The organism is Streptomyces sp. P17 (assembly GCF_032436805.1).
Lineage (GTDB): Bacteria > Actinomycetota > Actinomycetes > Streptomycetales > Streptomycetaceae > Streptomyces.
In genome coordinates this window covers 64,999-89,943 of the sequence record NZ_JAVRBF010000010.1, presented here as the reverse complement: position 1 = coordinate 89,943, position 24,945 = coordinate 64,999, and the positions used below count along the sequence as shown (strand labels likewise).

Sequence of the window (24,945 nt, the reverse complement as noted above, 5' to 3'; positions counted from 1 at the left end):
TCGTCGTGACCATCACCCAGCCCGACCTCAGCGTCTTCCAGACCCTGGAGTCCGAGGTGCGCAGCTACTGCCGAGGCTGGCCCACCGTCTTCGACCGTGCGCGTGGCAGCCGTATGTACGACGAGGACGGCCACGAGTACCTGGACTTCTTCGCCGGCGCCGGATCACTGAACTACGGGCACAACAACCCTGTCCTGAAACGGGCGTTGCTCGACTACCTGGAGCGCGACGGCGTCACGCACGGGCTCGACATGTCGACCAGCGCCAAGCGGGCCTTCCTGCAGACCTTCCAGGACCTGGTCCTGCGGCCGCGTGATCTGCCGTACAAGGTCATGTTCCCGGGGCCGACGGGCACCAACGCCGTGGAGTCCGCGCTGAAGCTCGCGCGGAAGGTGAAGGGGCGCGAGGCCATCGTCTCGTTCACCAACGCCTTCCACGGGATGTCCCTGGGCTCGCTCGCGGTCACCGGCAACGCCTTCAAGCGGGCCGGCGCCGGGATCCCGCTGGTGCACGGCACGCCCATGCCGTTCGACAACTACTTCGACGGCCAGGTCCCGGACTTCCTGTGGTTCGAGCGGCTGCTGGAGGACCAGGGCTCCGGGCTCAACAAGCCGGCCGCGGTGATCGTGGAGACCGTGCAGGGCGAGGGCGGCATCAACGTCGCGCGCCCCGAGTGGCTGCGCGCGCTCGCCGAGCTGTGCGAGCGGCAGGACATGCTGCTCATCGTCGACGACATCCAGATGGGGTGCGGTCGTACCGGTGCCTTCTTCTCGTTCGAGGAGGCGGGCATCACCCCGGACATCGTCACCGTGTCCAAGTCCATCAGCGGCTACGGACTGCCCATGTCGCTCTGCCTGTTCAAGCCCGAGCTGGACATCTGGGAGCCGGGCGAGCACAACGGCACCTTCCGCGGCAACAACCCCGCCTTCGTCACCGCCACCGCCGCCCTGGAGACGTACTGGGCCGACGGCTCGGCGATGGAGAAGCAGACGCGGGCCCGCGGTGAGCAGGTCGAGCAGGCGCTCATCGCCATCTGCGAGGAGAACCTCGCCGACATCAGGGAGTACCGCGGCCGTGGTCTCGTCTGGGGCATGGAGTTCCACGAGAAGGCCCGCGCCGAGCGGGTCGCGCGGCGCGCCTTCGAGCTCGGGCTGCTCATCGAGACGTCAGGACCCGAGAGCGAGGTCGTCAAGCTGCTGCCCGCCCTCACCGTCACCCCTGAGGAGCTCGACGGGGGCCTGAGCGTCCTCGCCCGTGCCGTCCGCGAAACCGTCTGAATCGACAGAGAAGAAGGAGCTGTTCAGCACGTGATCGTCCGTTCGTTCAAGGACATCGAAGGCACCGACCGGCATGTGAGGGCCGCGTCCGGCACATGGGAGAGCAAACGCATCGTTCTCGCCAAGGAGCGGGTCGGGTTCTCGCTGCACGAGACGATCCTGTACGCGGGTACGGAGACGTCCATGTGGTACGCGAACCACATCGAGGCGGTCGTCTGCGTCGAGGGCGAGGCCGAACTGACCGATCACGAGTCCGGGCTGACCCACACGATCACGCCCGGCACCATGTACCTCCTGGACGGCCACGAGAGGCACACGCTGCGGGTCAAGGAGGACTTCCGCTGCCTCTGTGTCTTCAACCCGCCGGTGACCGGCCGGGAGGACCACGACGAGAACGGCGTCTATCCCCTGCTGACGGAGGAGGGCTGATTCATGAGCACGATCACCGATCTCTACCCGAGCCGAGGCGCCACCGAGGTGACGACCCCGCGCCGTGACCCGGTCGTCTGGTCCCCGCCCGGCGCGCAGGGCCCGATCTCGGTCCCGGATCTCCAGTCGTACGAGCGCGACGGCTTCCTCGCCGTCGACCAGCTCATCACCGACGACGAGGTCACCGTCTACCGGCAGGAGCTGGAGCGGCTGGTCACCGACCCGGGGATCCGCGCCGACGAACGCTCCATCATCGAGCCGCAGTCCAAGGAGATCCGCTCGGTCTTCGAGGTGCACCGGATCAGCGAGGTGTTCGCCGCGCTGGTGCGCGACGAGCGGGTCGTCGGGCGGGCCCGGCAGCTGCTCGGCTCGGACGTGTACGTCCACCAGTCCCGGATCAACGTCAAGCCCGGGTTCGGGGCCAGCGGCTTCTACTGGCACTCGGACTTCGAGACCTGGCACGCCGAGGACGGGCTGCCGAACATGCGGACGGTGTCCGTCTCGATCGCGCTGACCGAGAACTACGACACCAACGGCGGGCTCATGATCATGCCGGGGTCGCACAAGACGTTCCTCGGCTGCGCGGGGGCCACGCCGAAGGACAACTACAAGAAGTCCCTGCAGATGCAGGACGCGGGCACGCCCTCGGACGAGGCGCTGACCTCGCTGGCCACCCGGCACGGCATCCGGCTGTTCACCGGCCGGGCCGGTTCGGCGACCTGGTTCGACTGCAACTGCATGCACGGCTCGGGCGACAACATCACGCCCTTCCCGCGCAGCAACGTCTTCATCGTGTTCAACAGCGTGGAGAACAAGGCGGTCGAGCCGTTCGCGGCTCCGGTACCGCGTCCGACGTTCATCGGAGCAAGGGATTTCACGCCGGTCCGGTGAGCCGAACCCGGCCGGGGGTCCGGGGGTTGTCCCCCGGAGAATGCAGCATCGGCGCGCGGGACTTCACTCCCGTGAAGTAACTCTTACAGCCACGCCAGCGACGCGGCCGTCTCCAGTACGTTCCGTACGGCGGCCGCGTCGCCCGTGGCGCCCCTCGGCACCTCCTCGGGCGTGCACCGTCCGCCCACGAGCAGGCAGAAGTCGACGGGATCCAGGGCGAGTTCGGCCTCGACGGGCTCGTCCGCGGAGCCCAGCACCCACTGCGCGCCGCCGCTGACCGAGAACAGCACCGGCGCCGCGTCGGGCCCCAGCGCGAGGCCGAGGATACGGACGGCGAGCCGCACCAGCTGCTCCAGGTGCTCCTCGGGCGGCGGCGGGACCACGAGGCCGAGAGCGCGGCCGATGTCGTCGGTGTGGATCCATGTCTCGAAGGCGCGCACCACGAAGTGGTCGGCGACGGGCAGCCGGATCCCCATCAGCATCTCGGCCCGCGCCGCGAGTTCCCCGTCGCGCGCCTCGGGCGTGGCGAGCAGCGCGTCGGCCTGCCCCGCCCAGGCGGCCACCGTCTCCTCGGGCGTACGGCCGTGCTCGTGGGCGATGACATCGGCGGTACGCCGGTTCCAGGCGTCCTCCCAGCGGGTGTCCTGCGCAAGCACGGTCGCCGGGACGCGCGCGGCGATGCCGAGTCGCCCGGCCAGTGCCTCGTCGGCGGCCAGCAGATGGGCGACGGTGGCGTGCACGTCCCAGTCGTGCACCACCGGGGTCGCCCAGCGGCCGTCCGCCTCGGGCAGCAGCGCGCGCAGGCCCTGGACGGCGGCGGCGTAGGGCGCGGCGTGCACGGCGGTGCGGGGTGCGGGCGGGCGCCGGCCGAGCAGTGCCTGCGGCAGGCCGGCGGCGGGCCGGGCGGGCAGTCCGCCGATGGGCGGGCCGTCGAGCAGCCGTACCGTCTCGCGCAGCCGCGCCGCCTCCGCCGCGCAGCTCTCGCACCCGGCGAGGTGCGGCGGGACCCGCTCGGCGTCGGCCGGGTCCAGGGCGCCGAAGGCCCAGGCGGCCAGCAGATCGCGTACGTCGTCGTGCTCGGTCACCGAACGCCTCCTTCCCGTGGAGCCGATGCCCCTACCGCCATCATGCGCCTCTTTCCAGCGCGGGGTCCGGTGGGTCGGCCAGCGTTTCGGCCAGGGTGCGCAGGGCGGTGCGCAGTCTGGTCTTGGCCGTGCCCTCGGGGATGCCGAGCTCGACGGCGGCCTGGCGGTAGGTGCGGCCCGCGAAGTAGGCGAGGTGCACGACCTCCCGCTGTGGCTGCGGGAGTTCGGCGAGCGCGGTGTGCAGCAGCAGGGAGCGCTCCCGGTCGACCACGGTCTCGTCGGGGCCGGGGCCGGGCTCCGGGATGGTGTGCAGCGCCGAGTCGTCGGCGTGGGCGTGCTTGCGGTGCCGGGCCTCGCCGCGCACCCAGTCCACGGCCCGCCGGTGGGCCAGCATGGACAGCCAGGTGCGCAGCGAGCCGCGGCGCGCGTCGAAGGCGTACGGTCTGCTCCACAGGTGGGCGAAGACCTCCTGCGCCACGTCCTCGGCGGCGGCCGGAGCGCGGACCCGCATCGCGATCCGCCGCACCAGAGGCCCGTACGCCGTGTACACCTCGGCCAGCGCGGACTCGTCGCCGTACACCAGCCGCCGGTGCAACTCCGCGTCGGCGGCCGAGGGTACCGACGTCTCGCCCGTGGACTCCACGTGCCCTTCCTAGCGTGCGGGGCGGGCCCGCGCCAGCGGTTCAGGAGGACAGGGCGTTCAGCAACCGGTCGACATCGGCGGTGGAGTTGTAGAGGTGGAAGGCGGCGCGCAGGTTGCCCGCGCGGTTGGAGACCTCGATGCCGGCCTCGCCCAACTCGGGCTGGCGGTGGCCGAGTTGCGGGACGGAGACGATCGCCGAGCCGGGGGACGGGATCGGGGTGTGGCCGAGATCGGCGAGGCCCGCGCGGAAGCGGTCGGCGAGGACGAGGTCATGGGCGTGGACGGCGTCGACGCCGAGTTCCTCGATGAGGGAGAGGGAGGCGAGCAGACCCGCGTAGGTGAAGAGGGAGGGGCTGACGTCGAACCGCCTTGCGGAGTGGGCGAGTTCCTCGACCGGGCCGTAGCAGCTCTCCCAGGGGAGCTCGCCCGCGACCCAGCCGGCCAGCAGCGGGGTGAGGCCGCCGAAGTCCTCGGGGGTGACGAAGAAGGCGTTCCCGTGCGGGCCCATGAGCCACTTGAAGCCGACGGCGGCGACGAAGTCGTGGGCGCCGGCCTCCAGGGGCAGCCAGCCCGCCGACTGGGAGGCGTCGACATAGGTCCGGGCGCCGTGCGCGCGGGCCGCCTCGCGCACCGCGGGCAGATCGGCGAGACGGCCGTCGGCGGACTGGACGGCGCTGACCGCGACGAGCGCGGTGCCCGGGCGGACCGACTCGGCGAGCCGTTCCAGCGGGACGGCCCGCACCTTGAGGTCGCCGCGCATGTGGAAGGGGTTCACCAGGGAGGCGAAGTCGGCCTCGGCGGTGAGGACTTCGGCGCCGGCGGGCAGCGAGGCGGCGATCAGTCCGCCGTACTCGGCGACCGAGGCCCCCATCGCGACCCGCTCGACCGGCACCCCGGCAAGACGGGCGAAGGCGGCCCGGACGCGCTCCGCGTCCTCGTAGAGGGAACCGATGGGCCGCCCTTCGGCCCGCATCCGCAACGCCTCCTGTACGGCGGCGACGGTGCGGGCCGGCAGCAGGCCGTTGCTCGCGGTGTTGAGGAAGGTGTTCTCCGGGGCGAACTCGGCACGGACGAGGCTCTCGAAGGTCTCCATGGGACCACTCTGCGTCCCTCGGATCTCCCCGTCCATTGCGAATTTTTACGTGGCTTCGCTAAGCGGTCCTTATATGTCCGCCCCGACCTGCGGCTTTCAGCCCTGCTGCGGCACCGCGCACCCGTCGGGACCGCAGACGTCGCCGTTGCCGCTCCCGCCCTGGTCGATCAGGGTCAGCGGGGAGCGCTCGCCCCATGCCTGGGTCAGGGCCTGCGAGAAGACCTCGGCGGGCTGGGCGCCGGAGACGCCGTACTTGCGGTCGATGACGAAGAAGGGCACGCCGGTGGCACCGAGCTGGGCGGCCTCGCGCTCGTCGGCGCGGACGTCGTCGGCGTAGGCGGTGGGGTCGGCGAGCACCTTGCGGGCGCCGTCCGCGTCGAGTCCCGCGGTGACGGCCAGCTGTACCAGCCGCTCGTCGTCGCCGAAGACGGAGGCCTCCTCGGCGAAGTTCGCCTCGTACAGGGCCTGGATCAGCTCGCCCTGGCGGCCCTGCTCCTTGGCGAAGTGCAGCAGGCGGTGCATGTCGAAGGTGTTGCCGTGGTCCCGGTCCCGGGTGCGGTAGGCGAGGCCCTCGGCGGCGGCCTGGGTGCCGAGGTTGTCCTCCGCGGCCTGGGCCTGCGCCTCGCTCATGCCGTACTTCTTCGCGAGCATCGGGATCACCGGGCCGGTGTCGTCCTTGGCGCGGTTCGGGTCCAGCTCGAAGGAACGGTGCACGACCTCGACCGCGTCGTGGTGCGGGAAGGCCGCGAGCGCCTTCTCGAAGCGGGCCTTGCCCACGTAGCACCAGGGGCAGGCGATGTCGCTCCAGATCTCGACGCGCATGTTTCTCGGCTCTCTCCAGCTCGGACGGATGCGGAGACTCCCTCCGCAAAGTTAGGTGAACGTTCAAGCGGCCGGGTTCATTCCCATGCGGCTGAACCGGGCCCCTTGCCCGCTGGACGCGCTGGTGGACCGGCCGCTGCAGCGGGGTCCGGCGGTGAGGATCCGGCCGTCCTGCACACTCGGCCAGGGGCCTGGCCGTGGCGGGCCTGCTCCTCGTCCTGTACGTCGACGCCGGCCCGCCCCCGGGCCTGCCGGCGGTGCTGCTCGTCCCCATGGCGCTGGGCTGCGCGCTGACGGTGCCGCCGCTGACCGCGGCGACCGCCGGCCTCCTCACCTCTGCGCGTCAGCTTCCGTCTCGCAGGTCGTGCGGCCAGCTGGGCCGGAACTCGATGTGGTCGTAGGTCACGACGCAGCCCTCACCGAGCGGCGACTGCGTCATGAAGCCGACGAGGGCCGCGTCGGTCTCCTTCTCGTCGGCGAGGGTGAACAGCCGGACGAAGGTCCACCGCTCGCCGTCGCGGGAGGCGTGGAAGGCGAAGGCACGTCCGGTGCGGCTGACCCGGAGCCACACCGAACTTCCGTCCACCGTGAAGGAGTTGGCGTCGTCGGAGTGTCCCCGGGTGACCACCGTGCAGACGGTCGGCACATCCGGGGAGTACTCCAGACAGAGCTTCGCCCAGGCCCGCTCCCCGACATGGACGTACAGCACTCCGGCGTCGAAGGCCCCGGCGAACCCCACGGTGACACGGGCGATGAGCTGGAAGTCCCCCTCGGGCGCCCCCAGCAGCCGGGGCGCGTCGGAGGCGGCGTCCAGCGCCTCACCGGTGGGCGGCACGAAGCGGTCCTGCCGGGCGCCGGCCCATCCGGCGAGTACCCCCTCCTCGTAGGACCAGTGGCCGTCGGGGCCGTAGGTGCGGAGGGGGAAGGGGAGTTCGGGGAGTTCGAGGTCCATCGACCTAGCGTTCCAGACGGCCGTTGAACCTACGAGGCAGACCCAGCGGGTTGTCGTCCTTCAGCTCCGCCGGGAGCAGCGCCTCGGGCGCACCCTGGTACACGACCGGCCGCAGCCAGCGCTCGATGGCCGTACCGCCGACGGAGGTGGACGTGGAGGTGGTCGCAGGGTAGGGACCGCCGTGGTGCTGGGCCGGGGCCACGGCGACGCCCGTCGGCCAGCCGTTCACCAGGACGCGTCCGGCCAGCGGCGTGAGCTCCGCGAGCAGTTCGGGCCCGCGTCCCTGCCCCGCCGCCTCCTCCGACGACAGATGAACCGTCGCCGTGAGGTTGCCGGGCAGCCGTGACAGCACCGCCTTCGCCTCGGCCTCGCCCTCGTAGCGCACGACGACCGTGACGGGCCCGAAGCACTCCTCCAGCAGCAGGTCGTGCGCGCCCTCCGCCGCCAGCTTCTCGGCCGCCACGGTCAGGAAGCCCGGGCTCACCGTGTGCTCGCTGCCCGCCCCCGGCGTCACCGGCGACTCCACGTCGGGCAGTCCGGCACGCTCGGCGACCCCGGCGATGAAGTTGTCCCGCATGCGGTGGTCGAGCAGGACCCCGGCGTCGGCGTTGCTGACGGCGTCCGTGAGGGACTTCAGCAGCTGATCGCCCGCGTCACCGGCCGGTGCCAGCACCAGACCCGGCTTCACACAGAACTGCCCGACACCCAGGGTCATCGAGCCCGCGAGCCCGGCACCGATGGCCTCCGCCCGCTCGGCGGCCGCGGCCTGCGTGATGAGCACCGGGTTCAGCGACCCCAGCTCGCCGTGGAACGGAATCGGCACCGGCCGCGCCGCCGCCGCGTCGAAGAGGGCCCGCCCGCCGCGTACCGAACCGGTGAAACCGGCCGCGGAGACCAGCGGATGCCTGATCAGCTCGATGCCCGCCTCGAAGCCGTGGACCAGGCCGACGACGCCCTCGGGGATGCCGTGCTCGACGGCGGCCGTGCGCAGGACCTTGGCGACCAGCTCGGACAGCGCCGGGTGGTCGGGGTGGGCCTTGACGACCACCGGGCAGCCCGCGGCCAGCGCGCTCGCGGTGTCGCCGCCCGCGACCGAGAAGGCGAAGGGGAAGTTGGAGGCGGAGTACACGGCGACGACGCCGAGGGGCACCTTGTAGCGGCGCAGGTCCGGGATCGGCGGGGTCGCCGTGTCGTCGGGGTGGTTGATGACGACGTCCAGGAAGGCGCCCTCGTCGACGATGTCCGCGAAGGTCCGCAGCTGGTAGCAGGTGCGGGCGAGTTCGCCGGTCAGCCGGACCGGGCCGAGCGCGGTCTCGGCGTCGGCGGCCTCGACGAGCTGGTCCTTGGCGGCCTCAAGACGCTCCGCCGCGGTGCGCAGGAAGGCCGCGCGCACCGTCCGGTCGGTGAGGGCGCCGCGCGCCTCCTGCGCGGCGCGAACGGTGGCGTCCACCTCCTGGGCTGTGGCCTCCACCGCAACCTGCTCGCGCTGCTTCCCGGTTCGGGGGTCGACACTCCAGACTGGTGCTGCTGCCACCGCGGGTCCCTCCACACATGTATTGCCGCAGTACGGGGTCATTCACCAGGGTTGTTCGATATACTGAACGCTGTCTCTCATGGTGAACTGTTGGAGACTATTTCCCGCCGAACGAAGGGGTCAAGGGCGATGTCGGCAGGCGAGACGGGGGGCGGGGCGCAGGTCAAGTCCGCCGTACGGACGGTTGAACTGCTCGAATACTTCGCCGGACGCCCCGGTATGCACTCCCTCGCGGCGGTCCAGGAGGCCGTCGGCTACCCCAAGTCCAGCCTGTACATGCTGCTGCGCACGCTGGTGGAACTGGGCTGGGTGGAGACCGACGCGACGGGCACGCGCTACGGCATCGGGGTGCGGGCGCTGCTGGTCGGCACCTCGTACATCGACGGAGACGAGGTGGTCGCGGCGGCGCGTCCGACGCTGGACCGGCTGTCGGACGACACGACGGAGACGATCCACCTCGCGCGTCTGGACGGCACGAACGTGGTCTACCTGGCGACCCGCCAGTCCCAGCACTACCTGCGCCCCTTCACGCGCGTGGGCCGCAGGCTGCCCGCCCACTCGACGTCACTCGGCAAGGCGCTGCTGAGCACGTACACGGACGAGCAGGTCCGCAAGATGCTCCCCGAGACGCTCCCGGCGCTGACCGAGAACACCATCACGGACCGCGAGAAGCTCATCGAGGAGCTCCACCAGGTCCGCGAGCAGGGCTTCGCCGTGGACCGCGAGGAGAACACCCTCGGCCTGCGCTGCTTCGGCGTCGCGATCCCGTACCGCACCCCGGCCCGCGACGCGATCAGCTGCTCGGTCCCGGTGGCCCGGCTGACCCCCGCCCACGAACAGATGGTGAAGGACGCGCTGTTCGACGCGCGGGACAGACTGACCCTGGCGACTCGGAGGCTCTGACGGTATGCACATCGCACTGCGCGAGGTCCATGACAGCGATCTGCCGGTCTTCTTCCGGCAGATGAACGACCCGGAGGCCCTGCGCATGGCGGCCTTCACCGCGAGGGATCCGGCCGACCGGGACGCCTTCGAGGCCCACTGGAAGCGGATCCGGTCCTCGGCCGGCGTCCTCAACCGTACGGTCCTGGCGGACGGTGACGTGGTGGGGCACGCGGCGGTGTACGGGGAGCCGGGCGAGCGCGAGGTCACGTACTGGATCGACCGGTCGTACTGGGGCCGCGGCATCGCGACGGCCGCGCTGCGGGTCCTGCTGACGGAGGCGCCGGAGCGGCCGCTCTTCGCCCGGGCGGCGGCGGACAACGCGGGGTCGGTGCGCGTCCTGGAGAAGTGCGGCTTCCGGGTCAGCGCACAGGACCGGGGGTTCGCGAACGCGCGGGGCGAGGAGATCGACGAGCTGGTCCTGACGCTGGAGGGCTGAGCGCGATCTCCCCCGTCCGGCGGAGCAGGATCGTCACGGCGCAGGACGTGTCAGGCCCCGCCCCCGCGAGAGCGTGGACGCATGACGCAGTCACTCCTCGCCCAGCCCGGTGGCGCCCTCGCCTTCTCCCGCCCCCGTGCGCTTCTGCGCGCCGTCGCGATCGTCTCCTGTGCGCCGTATGCCGGGCTGAAGGTCGCCTGGCTGTCGGGGAGCGAGATCGGGATCCCCGAGGGCAGCTCCCTGCTGGAGCACCCGACCGCGGTGGCCGTCGCCAACGGCGTCACCCTGCTGATGGACGCCTGCGTGATCGTGCTCGCGCTGGTGCTGACCCGGCCCTGGGGGCTGCGGGTGCCGGGCTTCATGAACACTCGATGAGAAGGGCCGCGCAACGGAACGATTCGCCCCGCCCCGCTCGTCCTGACCGGTGGAATGAACAAGACGATCAGGCGAGCATCGGTCTTCACGCTGCTCATGGTGTTGGCTCTGCTGGTCAGGGCCACCTGGGTGCAGTTCTACGAGGGCCAGGCACTCGCGGACGGCAAGGACAACCGGCGGAACGCGATCGAGACGTACGCGGCACCGCTCGGGAACATCATCGTGGCCGGTGACTCGATCACCGGCTCGGCACGGACGAAGGGCAGCGACCTCGCGTACAAACGCACGTACACCGACGGCGAGCTCTACGCCGCGGTGACGGGCTATGCCTCGCAGACCTATTCGGCCACCCAGCTTGAGGGCATCTACCAGGACATCCTCAACGGCACGGACACCCGGCTGAAGACGCCCCTGGACACGGTCACCGGCAAGCGGGCCGATCCGGGCAACGTGGTCACGACGATCGACCCGGCCGTGCAGAAGGCGGCGTACGAGGCGCTCGGGGACAAGAAGGGCGCGGCGGTCGCGATCGATCCGACGACCGGGAAGATCCTGGCGGTCGTGTCGACACCGTCGTACGACCCCTCGACGCTCACCGACGCCAACACCGCGGGTGATGCCTGGGCGAAGCTGAAGGAGGACTCCGACAAGCCGCTGACCAACCGGGCGCTGCGCCAGCCGCTGCCGCCGGGGTCGACGTTCAAGCTGGTCGTGGCGGCGGCCGCGCTGGAGGACGGGCTGTACTCGTCGGTGGACGAGAAGACGGTCAGCCCGGACCCGTACACGCTGCCCGGCACGACGACGGTGCTGCGGAACGAGAACACCTCCGCGCCCTGCGAGAACGCCACGATCCGTACGGCACTGCAGTACTCGTGCAACAACGTCTTCGCGAAGATGGCCTACGACCTGGGCCAGGACAAGGTGAAGGCGATGGCCGAGAAGTTCGGCTTCAACGACGAGACGCAGGACGTGCCGGTGCGCGCGTACGCCAGCGTGTACCCCACCGGGATGGACGACGCTCAGACCGCGCTGACCGGTATCGGCCAGTTCGATGTCACGGCGACGCCGTTGCAGATGGCCATGGTGTCGGCGGCCATCGCGAACGGCGGCAAGCTGGTGTCGCCGCACATGGTGTCGCAGGTGACCGATGGCGGCGGCGATGTCCTGCAGGACTACGACTCCGACGCGGACACCGAGGAGATCGTCAGCTCCTCCACGGCCGAGCAGTTGCGGTCGGCGATGGAGACGGTGGTCTCCGAGGGCACGGGCACGAACGCGCAGATCTCCGGCGCCACGGTGGGCGGCAAGACGGGTACGGCCCAGCACGGCGAGAACAACAGCAAGACGCCGTACGCCTGGTTCACGTCGTACGCGAAGTCCGACGCCAACGGCAAGGAGGTGGCCGTGGCGGTGATGGTCGAGCAGTCCGACGCCGCCCGCTCCGAGGTGAGTGGTAACGGGCTGGCGGCGCCGGTCGCCAAGGCGATGACGCAGGCCGCGCTCAAGGACTGAGGCGGGCCCCGCTACTTCACGCCGAGGACCTGCTCGATCGGGTCGATGGCGAAGTACACCAGGAACAGCGCCGAGGTCCCCCACAGCAGCCAGTGGGCCTCCTTCGCCCTGCCCAGCACCGCCTTGATGACGACGTACGCGACGAAGCCCGCCCCGATGCCGTTCGTGATGGAGTAGGTGAACGGCATCACGGCGATCGTCAGGAACGCCGGGATCGCGATCTCGTACTTGTCCCAGTCGATGTGCTTGACCTGCGTCATCATCAGGAACCCGACCGCGACGAGGGCGGGCGCGGCGGCCTGGAGCGGGACGATGGTGAGCAGCGGGGTCAGGAAGAGGGCGAGGGCGAACAGGCCGCCCGTGACCAGGTTCGAGAAGCCCGTGCGCGAGCCCTCGCCGACGCCCGCCGCCGACTCGATGTAGGACGTCGCGGAGGACGAGGACGCGGCGCCGCCCGCGACCGCGGCCGCGCCGTCGATGAGCAGGACCCGGCCGAGGTCCGGGACCTTGCCCTCCTCGTCCAAAAGGTTCGCCTCCGCGCTGATGCCGACGACGGTGCCCATGGTGTCGAAGAAGTCGGACAGCACCAGCGTGAAGACGAGCAGCACGACCGTGATGACCGTGGTCTCACCGAACGCGCCGAACAGGCTGAACTGACCGAGCAGTCCGAAGTCGGGGGTGTCGACCAGCTTGTCCGGCCACTCGGGCGTGGTCAGGCCCCAGCTCTTGATGTCGGCCAGGGAGTTGATGACGAGCGCGACGACCGTCATGACGACGATGCTGATCAGGATCGCGCCCTTGACCTTGCGGGCGAGCAGTCCGATCGTCAGCAGCACGCCGAGGCAGAACACCAGGATCGGCCAGCCGGTGAGGTTGCCGGTGCCCCCGAGCTGCACCGGAACCGTGGTGTTCGCGGCGTCCGGGATCCGGCTGACGAAGCCGGCGTCGACGAAGCCGATGAAGGCGATGAACAGACCGATGCCGACGCTGATCGCCTGCTTGAGCGGCTGCGGGATGGCGTGCATGACGGCCTCGCGCAACCCGGTGACCACGAGCACGCAGATCAGCAGGCCTTCGAGGACGACCAGGCCCATCGCGTCGTCCCAGCTCATCAGCGGGGCGATCTGGAAGGCGACGACGGCGTTCAGGCCAAGGCCCGCGGCGAGCGCGAGCGGGAGGTTGCCGCCGACGCCCATGATGATGGTCATCACCGCGGCCACCAGAGCGGTGGCGGTGGTGAGTTGGACCGGGTCGAGGGTCTCGCCGAACTTGTCCTTCGCGCTGCCGAGGATGATCGGATTCAGGACAAGGATGTAGGCCATCGTGAAGAACGTGGCGAAGCCGCCGCGTATCTCACGGCTGAACGTGGACCCCCGTTCGGAGATCCTGAAGAAGCGGTCGACGCTGCTCACGGCCGGAGGCGGGCCTCCTGGCCGGTCGACGGTCTTCTGGGTGTCGGACATTTCTGCGGCTCCTTGGTGCCTGAATGATCGGTGTGCGGATGCTGGCTGGATTGTTGCCGTGTTGAACCCGTCTCAGGTTTTCCCCGTGTTACGGAATCAGGCCTGCTCACGTGCGATGGGCCACACGTTGTTCGAAGCCCCGTACGAACCATGTATTCGATCACTGCTACGCTTCCGCACCTCGACCGGAAGATCGCCGGACGATCACATGTCATTCACATGTCACACTCAGGCAGGAGAGGTCGCCCGTGGGCACAGTCGTCGACGACGCCGCCTCCGTGGAGTTCCATGCCTTCTTCGAGCGCCACTACGCCGAACTGTCGCGCCTGGCCCATCTGTTGACCGGCGAGGCGGACGCCGCCGACGATCTGGCGGCGGACGCGTTGCTGGCGCTGTGGCACCGCTGGGACCGGGTCCGCGCCGCCGACCACCCCGTCGCCTACGCCCGGGGCGTGGTCGCCAACCTGGCCCGCACCCGCATCCGCAGCGCGGTGCGCGAGCGGCGCCGGATCGCCCTGTTCTGGTCGCAGCGCGAGGAGAAGACCGAGAACCCGGACGTGGCCGGTGTGGTCGATGTGCAGGAGGCGCTGCGTAGACTGCCGTTCCGCAAGCGGGCCTGTGTGGTGCTGCGGCACGCCTTCGACCTCTCGGAGAAGGACACCGCGCTGGCCCTGGGTGTCTCGGTGGGTACGGTGAAGAGCCAGACCTCGAAGGGGATGGCGGAGCTGCAGCGGCTGCTCGGCTCCCAGCGAGCGCCCCTCAGGATGCATGCGGCGATGGCGCGCACCGGCGACACCGCGGGAAGGGACCGATGACGATGCAGCGGGACGTGCACGACGAACTGCGCGCCCGGCTGCACGAAGCGGCCGAGGCGCACGAGCCGAACCGCGAGCGCATCCTCGCCCGGATCGAACGCGGTATGACCGAGCAGACCCGCCCCGACCACCGGGCGGCCCTTCCTCCGGTGTTCGGCTGGGTACGGGTGGTCGGCGCCACGGCCGCGGTCGCCGGTGTGCTGGGGATCGGCGGTTACGCGGTGGCGTCGGCCGTGAAGCAGGACACCCCGCAGCAGACGGTGGCCACTTCGCCCACGCCCACCCCCTCGCCGGACGCGACCAGCCGCAAGCCTCTCCCGCCGGCCCCGCCCGCGGACCCGACGCCGGAGTCCTCCGAAGAATCGCGCGAGCCGAGCTCGTCGCCGTCGACGACTGCGCCGTCACAGACCGCGCCGCCGCCCGCCGCGGGCGAGGAGGACGGCCCGCTGTGGTCGGACGGCTCGGTCGACCCGCACAGCAACGAGTTCTGGGCGCAGAGCAATGTGACCCTGAAAACGGACGAGCAACTCACCGAGCTCACCGTGGAGTTGATGATCGCGCAGACCGGCGGGGTCACCTCCACCGGTGCCTGGCGGTCGCTGCCCGAGGACGACTTCGAGCTGACGGTCGGCGAGCGGGACGGCTTCCTCGTCTACACCTGGGCGCTCAAGGACGGCCGTACGGTCCCCAAGGGCCAGTGGGTGTTCGCGGGTCAGTACGACCATGACCGCGGCGGCCGGGACGCCAAGGACGACGGCTATGCGGCGAGCGCCCGCGCCGGCGACGAACAGCTGTCCGTGGCGGGCGACTTCGCGCCGCACGAGGGCGACGACGCGGCCGCCGAAGGCGACTCGTAGAAAAGTTTCCGAGGACGCGGCAACCCTTTCCTCACCCGTGGCGACCAGGTAGCGCAAGGCACCTCTCCCCACGCAAGGAATGGGCATGACTGCACCAGCTGAACAGCGCGTCCGCCACCGCCGCAAGGTCACCAAGCGGCGGGCGGTGATCGCCGGAGTCTCGGCCCTCGGCATCACCGGCGCGGCGATCGTCACCACGACGATGATGTCCTCCGCGGGCGCCGCGTCCTCCTGGCCGACGGCCAAGGGCAGCCAGGCAGTGAGCAGCACCATCAAGGTCTCGGGCACCTATGACGGCGGCTACAAGAAGTTCTACGGCAGCGGCGCGCTCGGCGGCGACAGCCAGGACGAGGGCCAGGACCCGGTCTTCCAGCTGGCCGACGGCGCGGTCCTGAAGAACGTGATCATCGGGACCCCGGCCGCCGACGGTGTGCACTGCATGGGCTCCTGCACGCTGCAGAACGTGTGGTGGCTGGACGTCGGCGAGGACGCGGCGACCTTCAAGGGCAAGTCCGCCTCCTCCGTGTACACGGTCTACGGCGGCGGCGCGAAGAACGGCTCGGACAAGGTCCTGCAGTTCAACGGCGCGGGCAAGCTGGTGGTGAGCAAGTTCCAGGTGGCCAACTCAGGCAAGCTGGTGCGTAGTTGCGGCAACTGCTCCACGCAGTACAAGCGCACGGTCATCATCAACGACGTGGACGTCACCGCGCCGATGAACTCGATCGTGGGCATCAACTCCAACTACGGGGACACGGCAGCGCTGCGCAAGGTCCGTATCCACGGCGACAGCTCCAAGAAGATCAAGACGTGCGTCCGTTTCAAGGGCAACAACACCGGTGCCGAGCCGACGCAGCTCGGTGTGGGCCCGGACGGAACGTCGTGCCGCTTCACCGCGTCTGACATCACGTACCAGTAACCCCGAGACCTGCTGGCCTGAGCCCCCCTCGGTCAGCAGAAGAAGCGCCCCCGCCGGTGACGACCGGCGGGGGCGTTTCGCTGTGTTCCGTACGAGTTCCGTACGTCAGTTCATGGTGGCGCCGATGGTGGTGGAGCCGGTGGTCAGAAAGGCCGTCGCGGGCAGCGAACCGTCCGCCTTGCGGGCCCCGTACGCCGTCGCCGCGTCCACCGACCTGAAGGCCGGTGCCGACACCCCGCTGTCCCAGTTGTTCGCGGCGGACACCGTCGAGGAACCGAGCTTGGACAGCCCGCCCTTGTTGCTCACCGCCAGGTTCCGCGCGAGCCGCGCCTTGCCGGTGGCGAAGTAGAAGCCGGCCTCGGCGTTGGAGTACGCGGTGTTGCGGTTCAGCACGATCGCACCGGGGTTGGAGTTCTCGGTGAAGCCGTTGAGGGTGTTGTCCCAGGCCGCGTTGTTGTTGACGGTGTGCGCCACGGTGACGCCCCCGCCACCCAGCTTGTAGCCGTTGCCGTTGCCCTCGAAGGCCGTGTCGCCCCAGCGGTTCTTGCCGTTGCCGAAGGCCCAGGAGTGGTCGATGGTGATCGGCGAGGAGAACTGCCACAGGTCGAGGCCGTCGTCGGAGTTGTTGTACAGCCGCGCCCCGGTGATCCGGTTGCCCGTCCCGGAACCGAACTTCACGGCGATGCCGTCGGCGTTCTGCCCGTGCCCGGCCGGGTCGTAGTTGCCGTAACTGTCCAGGTTCTGCACGAGGTTGTCCGTGGTGCCGTCACCGCGCAGCGTGAACCCGGAGTCGCCGTTGTTCGCGGTGACGAGGTTCTTGAAGACGCCGCCGACGGAGGACGTGGCGACGAAGCCCTGGGCCGGGGAGTTCTGGAAGGTGAGGTCCTGCACGGTCCAGTAGTCGCCGTAGATCCCGGCCAGCCAGGAGCCGTCGGCCAGCTTGGAGCCGTCGATCCTCACCTTCTCACCCGGGTGGGCCTTCAGCGTGATCCGTGCCGAACCGGTGCCGTTGGCCGTCGACTTGAGCGTCGCCGAGGGCGTGTAGGTACCGCCGCGAACCTGGATCGTGGTGCCCGCGACCGCGTTCTTCACGGCCGACTCCAGCTGGGCCGTTGAGGAGACGGTGACCGTCGTGGGGGCGGCCTCGGCGCCACCGTTCGTCAGCCCGAGGTAGACGCCGCCCGCCCCCGCGGCGACGGCCACGGCCGCGGCGATGGAGAGCGTGCGGGTCCTGCGATGGCGTCCGGTGCTCTGCAGCACGGAACGCTCCTTTCCTAGGGGATGGGGACACCACCCAGTCGCCACCAGGACCCTTCAGGTTGCCGCCGCCTCAACGAAAACGACCGAACCTTCGCTCGTCTTCACCCCGCTCCTACCGATTGACGTGCTGTTTCCCGCTGGTGACACTCCGAAGGCGCGCCCATCATCAAACAGAATCCCCCACACCCCCACAGGAGCGACATGCGCCCACGTCTTCTCCTCGCCGCCTGTCTCTCGCTGCTGCTGGCCCTGCTCACCGCCCCGCCAGGCACCGCCCACTCGGGAGCACCGCCCGTGAAGGACCCGAAGTACGCCGGCTATCTCTTCGCCTGCTTCACCGGCGAGGGCACCGCCGACGGCGAGCAGATCCGCTACGCCCTCAGAGGATGCCGTAGGGGTTGGCGCGGGCCGTGGCGGGAGCGAAGACCATGCCCTTGGGAGTGAAGGTCACGTCCCGTTGCAGGGTGTGGAAGTGACAGTGCTCGAAGACCGCGGTCGCCCGGGCCGAAGACGAAGTCGACGTCACCTTCGATGTAGCAGCGGTGGAAGTACTGCCGGTCGAAGGCGTCCAGGGCGGTGGTGTCGACGAAGAGGGTGTCCTGGTGGGCGAGCAGGCGGACGTTGTCGAAGCGGGACCGGTCCCCTGTCACATACGCCGCCACCGCCTGGGTGCCGGTGATCTCGGGGTGGTCGGCGCGCAGCCAGTCGTTGGCGAGGGTGAGGTCGTGGAGGGTGAGTCCCCGGGGCGGACGTGCAGCACACGGCGGCCGTGGGCGAAGGCGGGTCCGGCGGCCGTCGCCACCAGTCCCGCGGTGAGGCCGGTCAGGACGGTGCGTCTGCGCATCTCAGCAGTCCTCCTTCCAGGGCTCCCAGTCCCCGAGATACGCGGCGCGGGTCGCCGACTCGGCCTGCTCGGCGGTGAGTTGGGGGCGGTTCTCGGCTACCGTGATCTCCGCTCCGGGGCCGCTGTTGCGGTACTCGGCGAACCGCTGGTTCTGCCACGGGTAGGCGTCCGACATGTCGGCGTAGGGCGCGACCGCGTCGATGCCGGGGCCGAGCCAGGTCTCCCGGACGGTCAGCATGGGACCTGCCGTGCGGTCGGAGCTGGGCACCCAGGGGCGGGCCAGCTTGTAGTAGGCGTCCGGGGCCTCACTGGTCACCCGGCCTCTGCTGACCAGGTAGCCGCGCGGGTTGACGCCCGCCGTCGAGGGCGCGAAGACGAAGCCGTACGGGGCGGAGGCCAGGTCGGTGCGGGTCAGGGTGCGGAAGTGGCAGTGCTCGAACACGGCCGTGGCCCGGCCGAAGACGAAGTCGACGTCCCCCTCGGCGTAGCAGTGCGAGAAGTACTGCCGGGCGAAGACGGTGAGCGCGTTGGTGTCGGCGTACAGGGTGTCCTGATGGCCGAGGAAGCGGCAGTGGTGGAAGGCGGAGCGGTCGCCCATGACCTTGATGGCGACGGCCTGGGTGCCGGTGATCTCGGGGTGGTCGGCGCGCAGCCAGTCATTGGCGAAGGTGATGCGGCGGGCGGTGAAGCCGTCGGCGCGCACGGTGGTGGTGGCCGATCCGGTGGTGCCGTAGGTGCCGGAGCCGTCGGGTTTCGGGGTGCCCGCGGCGTTGTCGTGGACGATGACGACGTCCCGTGGGCCGTCGCCCGCGCCGAGCCAGGTCATCCCGGTGCGGGTGAGGTCGACGCTGACGGTCTCCCGGTAGGTGCCGGGCGCGAGGACCAGTGTCCAGCCGCTGCCGGAGGTGGCGTTCACGGCGGCCTGGACGGTGGTGAAGTCGCCGCGGCCGCGCGGATCGACGTAGAGCGTGGTCGGGGTGAGGCGGGCGGCCGGTGAGCCGTGGCGGCCGAAGGGACGGGGTCCTGCGGCGGCCTGCGCGGGGTGCGGCGCGAGCCCGAGGGCGGCGCCCGCGCCGGCGCTCGCCATCAGGAATCCCCGTCTGGACAGGGGGAGTTGGAGGTGGGCCGAGGGCATGCGGGTGCTCCTTCGAAGACTCCGGATGGGGGCGGGGCCGGGGTGAGCCCCGGCCCCGGGGTAGGTCAGCAGATACGGCCGGCACCCGCGCCGTGGTCGACGATGCCCGGGACCGCCCGGGGGTGGTCGACCTTGGTCCGCAGCGTGGGCGTCCATCCCGCGCCGGACTGCAGGGTCTCGGCGGGGAACTCCGCGTTGTGGACGGCGATCAGGTCGGTGAGCCTGCCGTTGACGTAGTTGTTCGCGGCGGTGAGGGGTGCCTCGCTCCACTTCTTCAGCACCTTGCCGGGGCTGACCCCGGCCGCCAGCGAGAAGGCGTTGTCGGTGGCGTTGAGCTGGGAGGAGGCGCCGATGCCGAAGACGTAGCCGAACTTCTGGTCGCCGGTCACCACGAAGTGGTTGTTGTACGAGTCGACCTGCCCGAACCGGACGCGCGGCGCGCGCTCCACGATGCCCTCGAAGCGGTTGTGGTGGAGGGTGACCTTGAGCTTGCCGGAGTCGGTCGAGCCCGCGCTGTCGCTGTTGCCGATCAATATGGTCTTGTCGTGGTTCTTGAAGGAATTCCAGGACACCGTCACGTAGTTGGCGCCGCGCACCACGTCCACCAGACCGTCGTGCTGCTGGTAGACCTTGCCGAAGTACTCGGGCAGGGAGCTGTCGGGATAGCGCCCGTCGGTGAGCGTGTTGTGGTCGATCCACACATGGGTGGAGCCGTAGACGACGACGCCGTCGTACTCGGAGTTCCAGGCGCCGGTCTTGTTGTCGTCGGTCGGGTCCCACTGGGGGAAGCAGTCGAGCGGGGCCTCGATGGTGAGGTTCCGGACGATGACGTTGTCCACGCCCCGGATCTGCAGGCTGCCGCCCCGGATCCCGGAGTCCCGGCCGACGCCGACGATCGTCGTGTTGGCCGGCACGCTCGCCTTGATCATCTTGTCCTGGTTGGCGGCGGAGGCGGCCCGCAGGTCCTCCTGCTCGCCGCTGACCGGGGTGTCGTTGCCCCACACGGCGGGGTCGTAGTCGGCGAGGTACTCCTGGAAGTCGTACCCCTCGGCGGCGAGCGCGTCACAGCCCTCGGAGACCGCGTCGATCAAGCCCTTGACCTTGATGATCCGCGGCGCGGTGCCGCCGTCAGCGAGCGCGGCCTTGAACTCCGCCCAGGTGGTCACGGTGTAGATGTGCGCGGCATCGGCGGCCGAACCGCCGCTGGTACCGGCCCCCTCCGAGGCCCAGCCGTCCCCGGCGGCGAGCACCTCCCGGCCGAGATCACGGGTCGACCCGGCCTGGGCGACCCCGGCCCCGGTGACACCGAGGACGAGCGAGACACAGCCGGCCAGCGCGGCGGCTCTTCCTATAGCATGCCCATGCCATACCTGTGGGTTCATGATGCGACGACTCTCTTCTCTACGACGGTCAGGATGGGGTTACGCGGCGGTTTGCTGCCAGGTGATCCAGGACTCCGGGATCGCCTCGTCCAGCCGCCGAAGGTCCCGCGGGCCGAGCACCCGCGTACGCAGCAGCTCCCGCGCCACGAGCCGCGCCACCTCGATGGCCCCCGGCGGGTTGAAGTGCGTGTTGTCCTGCTCGGTGGCGGTCCAGTTGAAGTACTTCTTGGTCTCCTCGACCCCGAGCGACTGCCACAGGGCGAGCGACAGCGCCTGGATGTCGAGCAGAGCGACCTGCTCCTCCTCGGCGAGGGCGCGCATCGCCGCCGGATAGTCGCCGTGACTTGGCTGGGCGTTGCCCTGCGCGTCGAACCGCCGCCGTTCGACAGCGGTGGCGAGCACGGGCCGGGCACCACGGGAACGGGCGCCCTCGACATACAGTCGCAGATAGTCCTGGTACGTGGTCCAGGGCTCGGTGTACCGCAGGGGATCCGCGGCCTTCTCGTCATTGTGAGCGAACTGGATCAGCAGGAAGTCCCCGGGCCGAATGGCCCCGAGAATGACGTCCAGCCGCCCTTCGTCGACAAAGCTCTTGGAACTACGCCCGTTCACAGCATGATTGGAGACAGCGAGCCCCTTCCGAAGAAAGAAGGGAAGAGCCATCCCCCACCCGGTCTCGGGCGCGGCGTCGGAGTACTTCTGAGCGGCGGTGGAATCCCCGGCGATGAAGACGGTACGCCCACGCTGCTCACCGGCCTGCGCAGTACCGAAGGTGACAGGCAGCACAGCAGCGAAGGCAGCGACCTGTCTACGGGAAAGTGACAACTGACGTGACCTTTCTTCCCTAGGGGCGCGGGGAACTGCGCGACCAGCCACAACGGACCCGCAGCTCCCCATGGACAACACGCCCCGAATTCTCAGGACTTCTGCTCGTTCCACTCCGCCTGAGCCTCATTCAGCTGCTCGGCAATCGTGTCCAGGAAGTCCTTCGCGCTCATCTTCCCGAGCAGGACCTTCTGGAAGTTCGGCTCGTTGTCCGCCTTGGAAATCGTGTTCCAGTCAGGCAGGTAGTAGGGAAGCTGAACGATGGTCGTGGAACCGTCGTTCAACGCCTCGGCCGCGAGCTTCGTGGGCTCCGCCTCATTGATCCACGCGTCCTTCGCCGCCGCGGTGTTGGACGGAATGGCCCCCGCCGAGCGGTTCCACTTCGAGTTCGCCTCATGAGAAGCCGCGAACTCGATGAACTTCCAGGCAGCGTCCTTGTTCTTGGAGCTCTTGAACAGCCCGAGCCCGTCAACGGGGTTGGACACCTGAACGCGCTTGCCGGAGGAGCCGACCGGCTGCGGGATACCCCGGAACTTCTCGACCCCGAGCGCCTTCACATGGTCCTGGTAGGACCCCAGGTTGTGGTTCAGCATGCCGATCGTGCCCGAGTCCCACTGGGCCACCATCTTGGTGAAGTCGTTGTTGAGGTCGGCGGCCGGAGTGACCTTCTTGTACAGGGCCGCGTACTTCTCCAGCGCCTGCACGTTCTTCGGGTCGTTGACGGTGGTCTTGTCACCGTTCCAGAACTCGGTGATCCCGCTCTGCCCGTACATCGCGTCCAGGGCCTGCGCGATCGACCCCGCGCCACCGCGGATCGTGTACCCGAACTCGTTCTTGCCGGAGTCGGTGAGCTTCTCGGCGGCCTCGTAGAAGGCGTCCCAGGTGGTCGGCTCCTCCAGGCCGGCCTTCTTGAACAGGTCGGTGCGGTAGTAGAGGACACCGTTGTTGGCGGACGTGGGGATCGAGTACATGTGCTCCTCGGAGCCGCCGGCCACCTTCACCGACTCGACCATGTCCTTGTTGAGCTTGCCGTTCAGGGCGGACCCGGAGAGCCGGTCCTCCACGGGCTCCAGCGCGTCCTGCGCGGCGATCCCGGCGAGCATCGCGGCGCCGACACCGCCGACGTCGGGCAGTCCGCCGCCCTGGATGGCGGTGTCGTACTTGGACTGCACCTCGGTGGCGGCGATCGGGACGTACTCGACCTTGATGTCCGGGTTCGCCTTCTCGAAGTCGGCGATGATCTCCTTCCAGATGTCGGTGCGCACACCGCCGTTGTTGTCCCAGAAGACGATCTCGCCCTTGCCGGAGCCCTCGGATCCCTTGTCCCCGCCGCCGCCGCTGCCGTCGTCGCCGCAGGCGGTGGCGGTCAGGGCGAGCACGGAGCCCAGGGCGACGGCTATGGCAGCGCGCCTGCTTCTACGGATGCTGATCTTCATTGGTCGGCTCTCTTCTTCTGGATCCTGCGAGATATGCGGTGGTGGGGGTCAATGACGGGCGTGCGGCGCCCAGCCGTCCGTGCCCTTGAGGTAGTTCGCGACGGTGTGCGTTGCCGCGTCGGCGTCGCTCATCTGCGGCCGGTCCGGGGTGACACCCGCGCCGGGGCCGTAGTTGCGGTACTCCGTGAACCGGGCGTCCTTCCAGGAGAAGCCGCTCATGTCGGTCCAGGGGGTGGCCTTGATCGCGGCCGGTAGCTCGGTGTTGCGGATGAGCACCTGGGCGATGGCGTCCGGCTCACCGCCGGGGTGCCAGGGCCGGCCGAGGTGGAAGGACCCCTCCGGCGCGTCGCTGACCACCTTGGAGTCGGTGATCAGGAAGCCGTACGGGTTGCCCTTCCAGGTCGAGGCGGCCGTGATGTAGCCGTTGTTGGTGGCCGAGCCGCGGCTGAGCGCGCGGATCACGGACCGCTCGATGACGGTGGTGGCCCGCCCGTAGACGAAGTCGACGTCGCCCTCGATGTAGGAGTCGCGGACGTAGACCCGGCTGACGGTGGTCAGCTTGGGGCTGTCGGTCAGCAACGTGTCCTGGTTACCCAGGAAGGCGGTGTCCTCGAAGACGATCCGGTCACCGGTCGTCTTCATGGCGAGGGCCTGCTCACCGTTCAGCTCGTGCGCGGCCTCGTCGAAGTCGTTGCTGAAGGTGAGGTTGCGGGCGGTGACGTCGTTGGCGGCGATCCGCACCGTGGCGCTGCCCGTCGAACCGCCGTACGCGGCGGGGGTGTCGTAGACGATGACGGTGTCGGACCGGTCCTTTCCAGTCCCCTGCAGCGTCACGTGCGGCTTGCTCGCGGGGATGACCACCTTCTCGCGGTACGTCCCGGGCGCGACGGCGATGGTCACGGGCACGGTGTTGCCGTCGGGCACGGCGTCCACGGCCGCCTGCACGGTCGGGTAGTCGGACGGGACGTTCAGCACGACCCCGATCCGCTCCTGCGGCCCCGAGAACCGCTTCACCAGCGCGGGGACGGCGGCGGCCGGGTCGAGCCGGTAGTCGTAGAACTCCCGGGGGTCGAAGGCGGCACCCCACTCGTCACGGCGCCCGGAGGTGTTCTTCAGGATCGACCCGCGCTGCACCAACTCGGCGGTGGTGTCGGCCTGGTAGGGGTGCTGGACGTCCTGGTAGTAGCTGTTCTCGATGACCATCTTCGTCTTGCCGCGCGACCAGTTCCCGTAGGTCCACACGGGGTCGCCCGGGTCCGCCTGCGCGGTCAGGTAGTTGTTGTACAGATGCGCGTAAGCGGCGTTGTCCACGGACGGGTTGCGCTGCTTGGTGTTGGTGAACCAGTTGTGGTCGATGGTGATCTGCGTCTTGACGTTGGTGGTCCAGCCGAGCCCGAACGTCTTGTTGTTGTTCTCGAACCGGTTGTAGGAGACGGTCACATACTCGCTGTCCTTGCGGACGTCGAGCTGCCCGTCGCAGATGTTCGAGAAGCGGTTGTGGTCGACCCAGACGTGGTGGACGGTGTCCATCTGGATGCCGTCGAAGTCGGTGTCCTTGCAGTCCCAGTTGCCCGCGACCGCCGAGTCGCGGATCGTCATGTTGCGGATGATCACGTTGTGGGTGCCGGGGCTGAGACGGAACTCGCCCTGCACCAGTTCACCGCTGCCCCCCACCCCGACGATGGTCTTGTCGGAGGCGACCTCGATGCTCGCGCCGAACGGCTCGGCGGTGACCGTGCCCTGGACGCGGATGATGTACGGCTCGGCCGCCGCCGCGTACTTGGCCAGCGAGGCCTGGTCGGTGACCGTGACGACCTTGCTGCCGGCGCCGCCGGTGGTGCCTCCGGCGAGGGAGGCGAACCCGTGCGGGCGGTCACTGAAGCGGTCCACCGGTGCGGGGGCCGCGTCGGCCTCGCCGATCGCCCCGAGACCGAGGGCCGCGATCAGTCCCACGACGGCGGCCATGGTTCTGCCCGCACCCGGCAAGCGCTTGCCATGGAGTTGCGTCATTGCGGCTC

At 69.7% G+C, this 24,945-nt stretch carries 24 protein-coding genes and 2 pseudogenes; 12 read left to right on the top strand and 14 right to left on the bottom strand.

From position 1 onward, the window contains the following. Nucleotides 1-5 precede the first annotated feature (5 nt). Genes ectB through thpD form a run of 3 tightly spaced genes read left to right on the top strand, consistent with a single transcriptional unit; the run spans nt 6 to nt 2,597 of the window. Nucleotides 6-1,277, top strand: a complete 1,272-nt coding sequence (gene ectB, locus RMT89_RS08930) for a diaminobutyrate--2-oxoglutarate transaminase (RefSeq protein WP_315883249.1) — start codon at nt 6-8, stop codon at nt 1,275-1,277. 30 nt (nt 1,278-1,307) lie between these two features. Continuing rightward, nucleotides 1,308-1,706, top strand: a complete 399-nt coding sequence (locus tag RMT89_RS08925; protein ID WP_315883248.1) for an ectoine synthase — start codon at nt 1,308-1,310, stop codon at nt 1,704-1,706. A gap of 3 nt (nt 1,707-1,709) precedes the next feature. After that, the gene (gene thpD, locus RMT89_RS08920; protein WP_315883247.1) at nt 1,710-2,597 is read left to right on the top strand and encodes an ectoine hydroxylase; all 888 of its coding nucleotides are present in this window, start codon (nt 1,710-1,712) and stop codon (nt 2,595-2,597) included. An 83-nt stretch (nt 2,598-2,680) separates the two neighbouring features. Here thpD and RMT89_RS08915 read toward each other — a convergent pair whose 3' ends face one another. The 4 genes from RMT89_RS08915 to RMT89_RS08900 form a co-directional block, all read right to left on the bottom strand. After that, nucleotides 2,681-3,682, bottom strand: a complete 1,002-nt coding sequence (locus tag RMT89_RS08915; protein WP_315883246.1) for a maleylpyruvate isomerase family mycothiol-dependent enzyme — start codon at nt 3,680-3,682, stop codon at nt 2,681-2,683. Nucleotides 3,683-3,722: 40 nt separating this feature from the next. Beyond that, nucleotides 3,723-4,325, bottom strand: coding sequence for a sigma-70 family RNA polymerase sigma factor (locus RMT89_RS08910; RefSeq protein WP_315883245.1), 603 nt, complete (start codon nt 4,323-4,325; stop codon nt 3,723-3,725). Nucleotides 4,326-4,365: 40 nt separating this feature from the next. Beyond that, nucleotides 4,366-5,418, bottom strand: a complete 1,053-nt coding sequence (locus tag RMT89_RS08905; RefSeq protein ID WP_315883244.1) for an aminotransferase class V-fold PLP-dependent enzyme — start codon at nt 5,416-5,418, stop codon at nt 4,366-4,368. A gap of 96 nt (nt 5,419-5,514) precedes the next feature. Continuing rightward, the gene (locus RMT89_RS08900) at nt 5,515-6,240 is read right to left on the bottom strand and encodes a DsbA family oxidoreductase (RefSeq protein ID WP_315883243.1); all 726 of its coding nucleotides are present in this window, start codon (nt 6,238-6,240) and stop codon (nt 5,515-5,517) included. 197 nt (nt 6,241-6,437) lie between these two features. Here RMT89_RS08900 and RMT89_RS08895 point away from each other — a divergent pair, with 197 nt between their 5' ends. Continuing rightward, the gene (locus tag RMT89_RS08895; protein ID WP_315883242.1) at nt 6,438-6,641 is read left to right on the top strand and encodes a hypothetical protein; all 204 of its coding nucleotides are present in this window, start codon (nt 6,438-6,440) and stop codon (nt 6,639-6,641) included. Here the strand turns inward: RMT89_RS08895 and RMT89_RS08890 are convergent. After that, on the bottom strand, nt 6,584-7,192 hold the full coding sequence (locus RMT89_RS08890; RefSeq protein WP_315883241.1) for a DUF1349 domain-containing protein: 609 nt from the start codon (nt 7,190-7,192) through the stop codon (nt 6,584-6,586). The genes RMT89_RS08895 and RMT89_RS08890 overlap by 58 nt on opposite strands. Before the next feature lie 4 nt (nt 7,193-7,196). Then, nucleotides 7,197-8,726 carry an aldehyde dehydrogenase (NADP(+)) gene (locus tag RMT89_RS08885; RefSeq protein ID WP_315883240.1) on the bottom strand — a complete coding sequence of 510 codons (1,530 nt, stop codon included), beginning with the start codon at nt 8,724-8,726 and terminating at the stop codon, nt 7,197-7,199. 129 nt (nt 8,727-8,855) lie between these two features. On the opposite strand from RMT89_RS08885, the gene RMT89_RS08880 reads away from it, so the two are divergent. The 4 genes from RMT89_RS08880 to RMT89_RS08865 all read left to right on the top strand — a co-directional run bounded on the left by RMT89_RS08880 (nt 8,856) and on the right by RMT89_RS08865 (nt 11,994). After that, complete coding sequence (locus tag RMT89_RS08880; RefSeq protein WP_037743746.1) at nt 8,856-9,629, top strand: IclR family transcriptional regulator; 774 nt, start codon at nt 8,856-8,858, stop codon at nt 9,627-9,629. Between the two features lie 4 nt (nt 9,630-9,633). Further along, complete coding sequence (locus RMT89_RS08875; protein ID WP_315883239.1) at nt 9,634-10,107, top strand: GNAT family N-acetyltransferase; 474 nt, start codon at nt 9,634-9,636, stop codon at nt 10,105-10,107. Nucleotides 10,108-10,188: 81 nt separating this feature from the next. Beyond that, nucleotides 10,189-10,482, top strand: coding sequence for a hypothetical protein (locus RMT89_RS08870; RefSeq protein WP_315883238.1), 294 nt, complete (start codon nt 10,189-10,191; stop codon nt 10,480-10,482). Nucleotides 10,483-10,536: 54 nt separating this feature from the next. Beyond that, complete coding sequence (locus tag RMT89_RS08865) at nt 10,537-11,994, top strand: penicillin-binding transpeptidase domain-containing protein (RefSeq protein WP_315883237.1); 1,458 nt, start codon at nt 10,537-10,539, stop codon at nt 11,992-11,994. An 11-nt stretch (nt 11,995-12,005) separates the two neighbouring features. Here RMT89_RS08865 and RMT89_RS08860 read toward each other — a convergent pair whose 3' ends face one another. Further along, on the bottom strand, nt 12,006-13,457 hold the full coding sequence (locus tag RMT89_RS08860; protein WP_315883236.1) for an NCS2 family permease: 1,452 nt from the start codon (nt 13,455-13,457) through the stop codon (nt 12,006-12,008). A gap of 248 nt (nt 13,458-13,705) precedes the next feature. Between RMT89_RS08860 and RMT89_RS08855 the strand changes: the two genes are divergently transcribed. The 3 genes from RMT89_RS08855 to RMT89_RS08845 all read left to right on the top strand — a co-directional run bounded on the left by RMT89_RS08855 (nt 13,706) and on the right by RMT89_RS08845 (nt 16,045). After that, complete coding sequence (locus RMT89_RS08855) at nt 13,706-14,272, top strand: SigE family RNA polymerase sigma factor (protein ID WP_315883235.1); 567 nt, start codon at nt 13,706-13,708, stop codon at nt 14,270-14,272. After that, entirely contained in the window at nt 14,269-15,129 is an 861-nt protein-coding gene (locus RMT89_RS08850) for a hypothetical protein (protein ID WP_315883234.1), read from the top strand. Before RMT89_RS08855 ends, RMT89_RS08850 begins: the two co-directional genes overlap by 4 nt. 85 nt (nt 15,130-15,214) lie before the next feature. Further along, nucleotides 15,215-16,045, top strand: coding sequence for a pectate lyase (locus RMT89_RS08845; protein WP_315883233.1), 831 nt, complete (start codon nt 15,215-15,217; stop codon nt 16,043-16,045). A 105-nt stretch (nt 16,046-16,150) separates the two neighbouring features. Here the strand turns inward: RMT89_RS08845 and RMT89_RS08840 are convergent, their stop codons facing one another. Further along, nucleotides 16,151-17,305 (bottom strand): right-handed parallel beta-helix repeat-containing protein, encoded by a 1,155-nt coding sequence (locus RMT89_RS08840; RefSeq protein WP_315883232.1) that lies wholly within the window; start codon nt 17,303-17,305, stop codon nt 16,151-16,153. Between the two features lie 201 nt (nt 17,306-17,506). Between RMT89_RS08840 and RMT89_RS08835 the strand changes: the two are divergent. After that, nucleotides 17,507-17,686, top strand: a pseudogene (locus RMT89_RS08835) (hypothetical protein); the annotation flags it as partial. Nucleotide 17,687: 1 nt separating this feature from the next. Here the strand turns inward: RMT89_RS08835 and RMT89_RS08830 are convergent. The 6 genes and pseudogenes from RMT89_RS08830 to RMT89_RS08805 all read right to left on the bottom strand — a co-directional run. Further along, nucleotides 17,688-18,141: pseudogene (locus RMT89_RS08830) on the bottom strand (pectinesterase family protein); the annotation flags it as partial. Nucleotides 18,142-18,150: 9 nt separating this feature from the next. Next, the gene (locus tag RMT89_RS08825; protein ID WP_315883231.1) at nt 18,151-19,284 is read right to left on the bottom strand and encodes a pectinesterase family protein; all 1,134 of its coding nucleotides are present in this window, start codon (nt 19,282-19,284) and stop codon (nt 18,151-18,153) included. A gap of 65 nt (nt 19,285-19,349) precedes the next feature. Then, nucleotides 19,350-20,666 carry a pectate lyase gene (locus RMT89_RS08820; protein ID WP_315883230.1) on the bottom strand — a complete coding sequence of 439 codons (1,317 nt, stop codon included), beginning with the start codon at nt 20,664-20,666 and terminating at the stop codon, nt 19,350-19,352. A 39-nt stretch (nt 20,667-20,705) separates the two neighbouring features. After that, a complete protein-coding gene (locus RMT89_RS08815) occupies nt 20,706-21,491 on the bottom strand; it encodes a rhamnogalacturonan acetylesterase (protein WP_315883229.1) in 786 nt (261 codons plus the stop codon). 92 nt (nt 21,492-21,583) lie between these two features. After that, nucleotides 21,584-22,927, bottom strand: coding sequence for a sugar ABC transporter substrate-binding protein (locus RMT89_RS08810; RefSeq protein ID WP_315883228.1), 1,344 nt, complete (start codon nt 22,925-22,927; stop codon nt 21,584-21,586). Nucleotides 22,928-22,975: 48 nt separating this feature from the next. Beyond that, on the bottom strand, nt 22,976-24,892 hold the full coding sequence (locus RMT89_RS08805) for a pectinesterase family protein (protein WP_315883227.1): 1,917 nt from the start codon (nt 24,890-24,892) through the stop codon (nt 22,976-22,978). Nucleotides 24,893-24,945 lie beyond the last annotated feature (53 nt).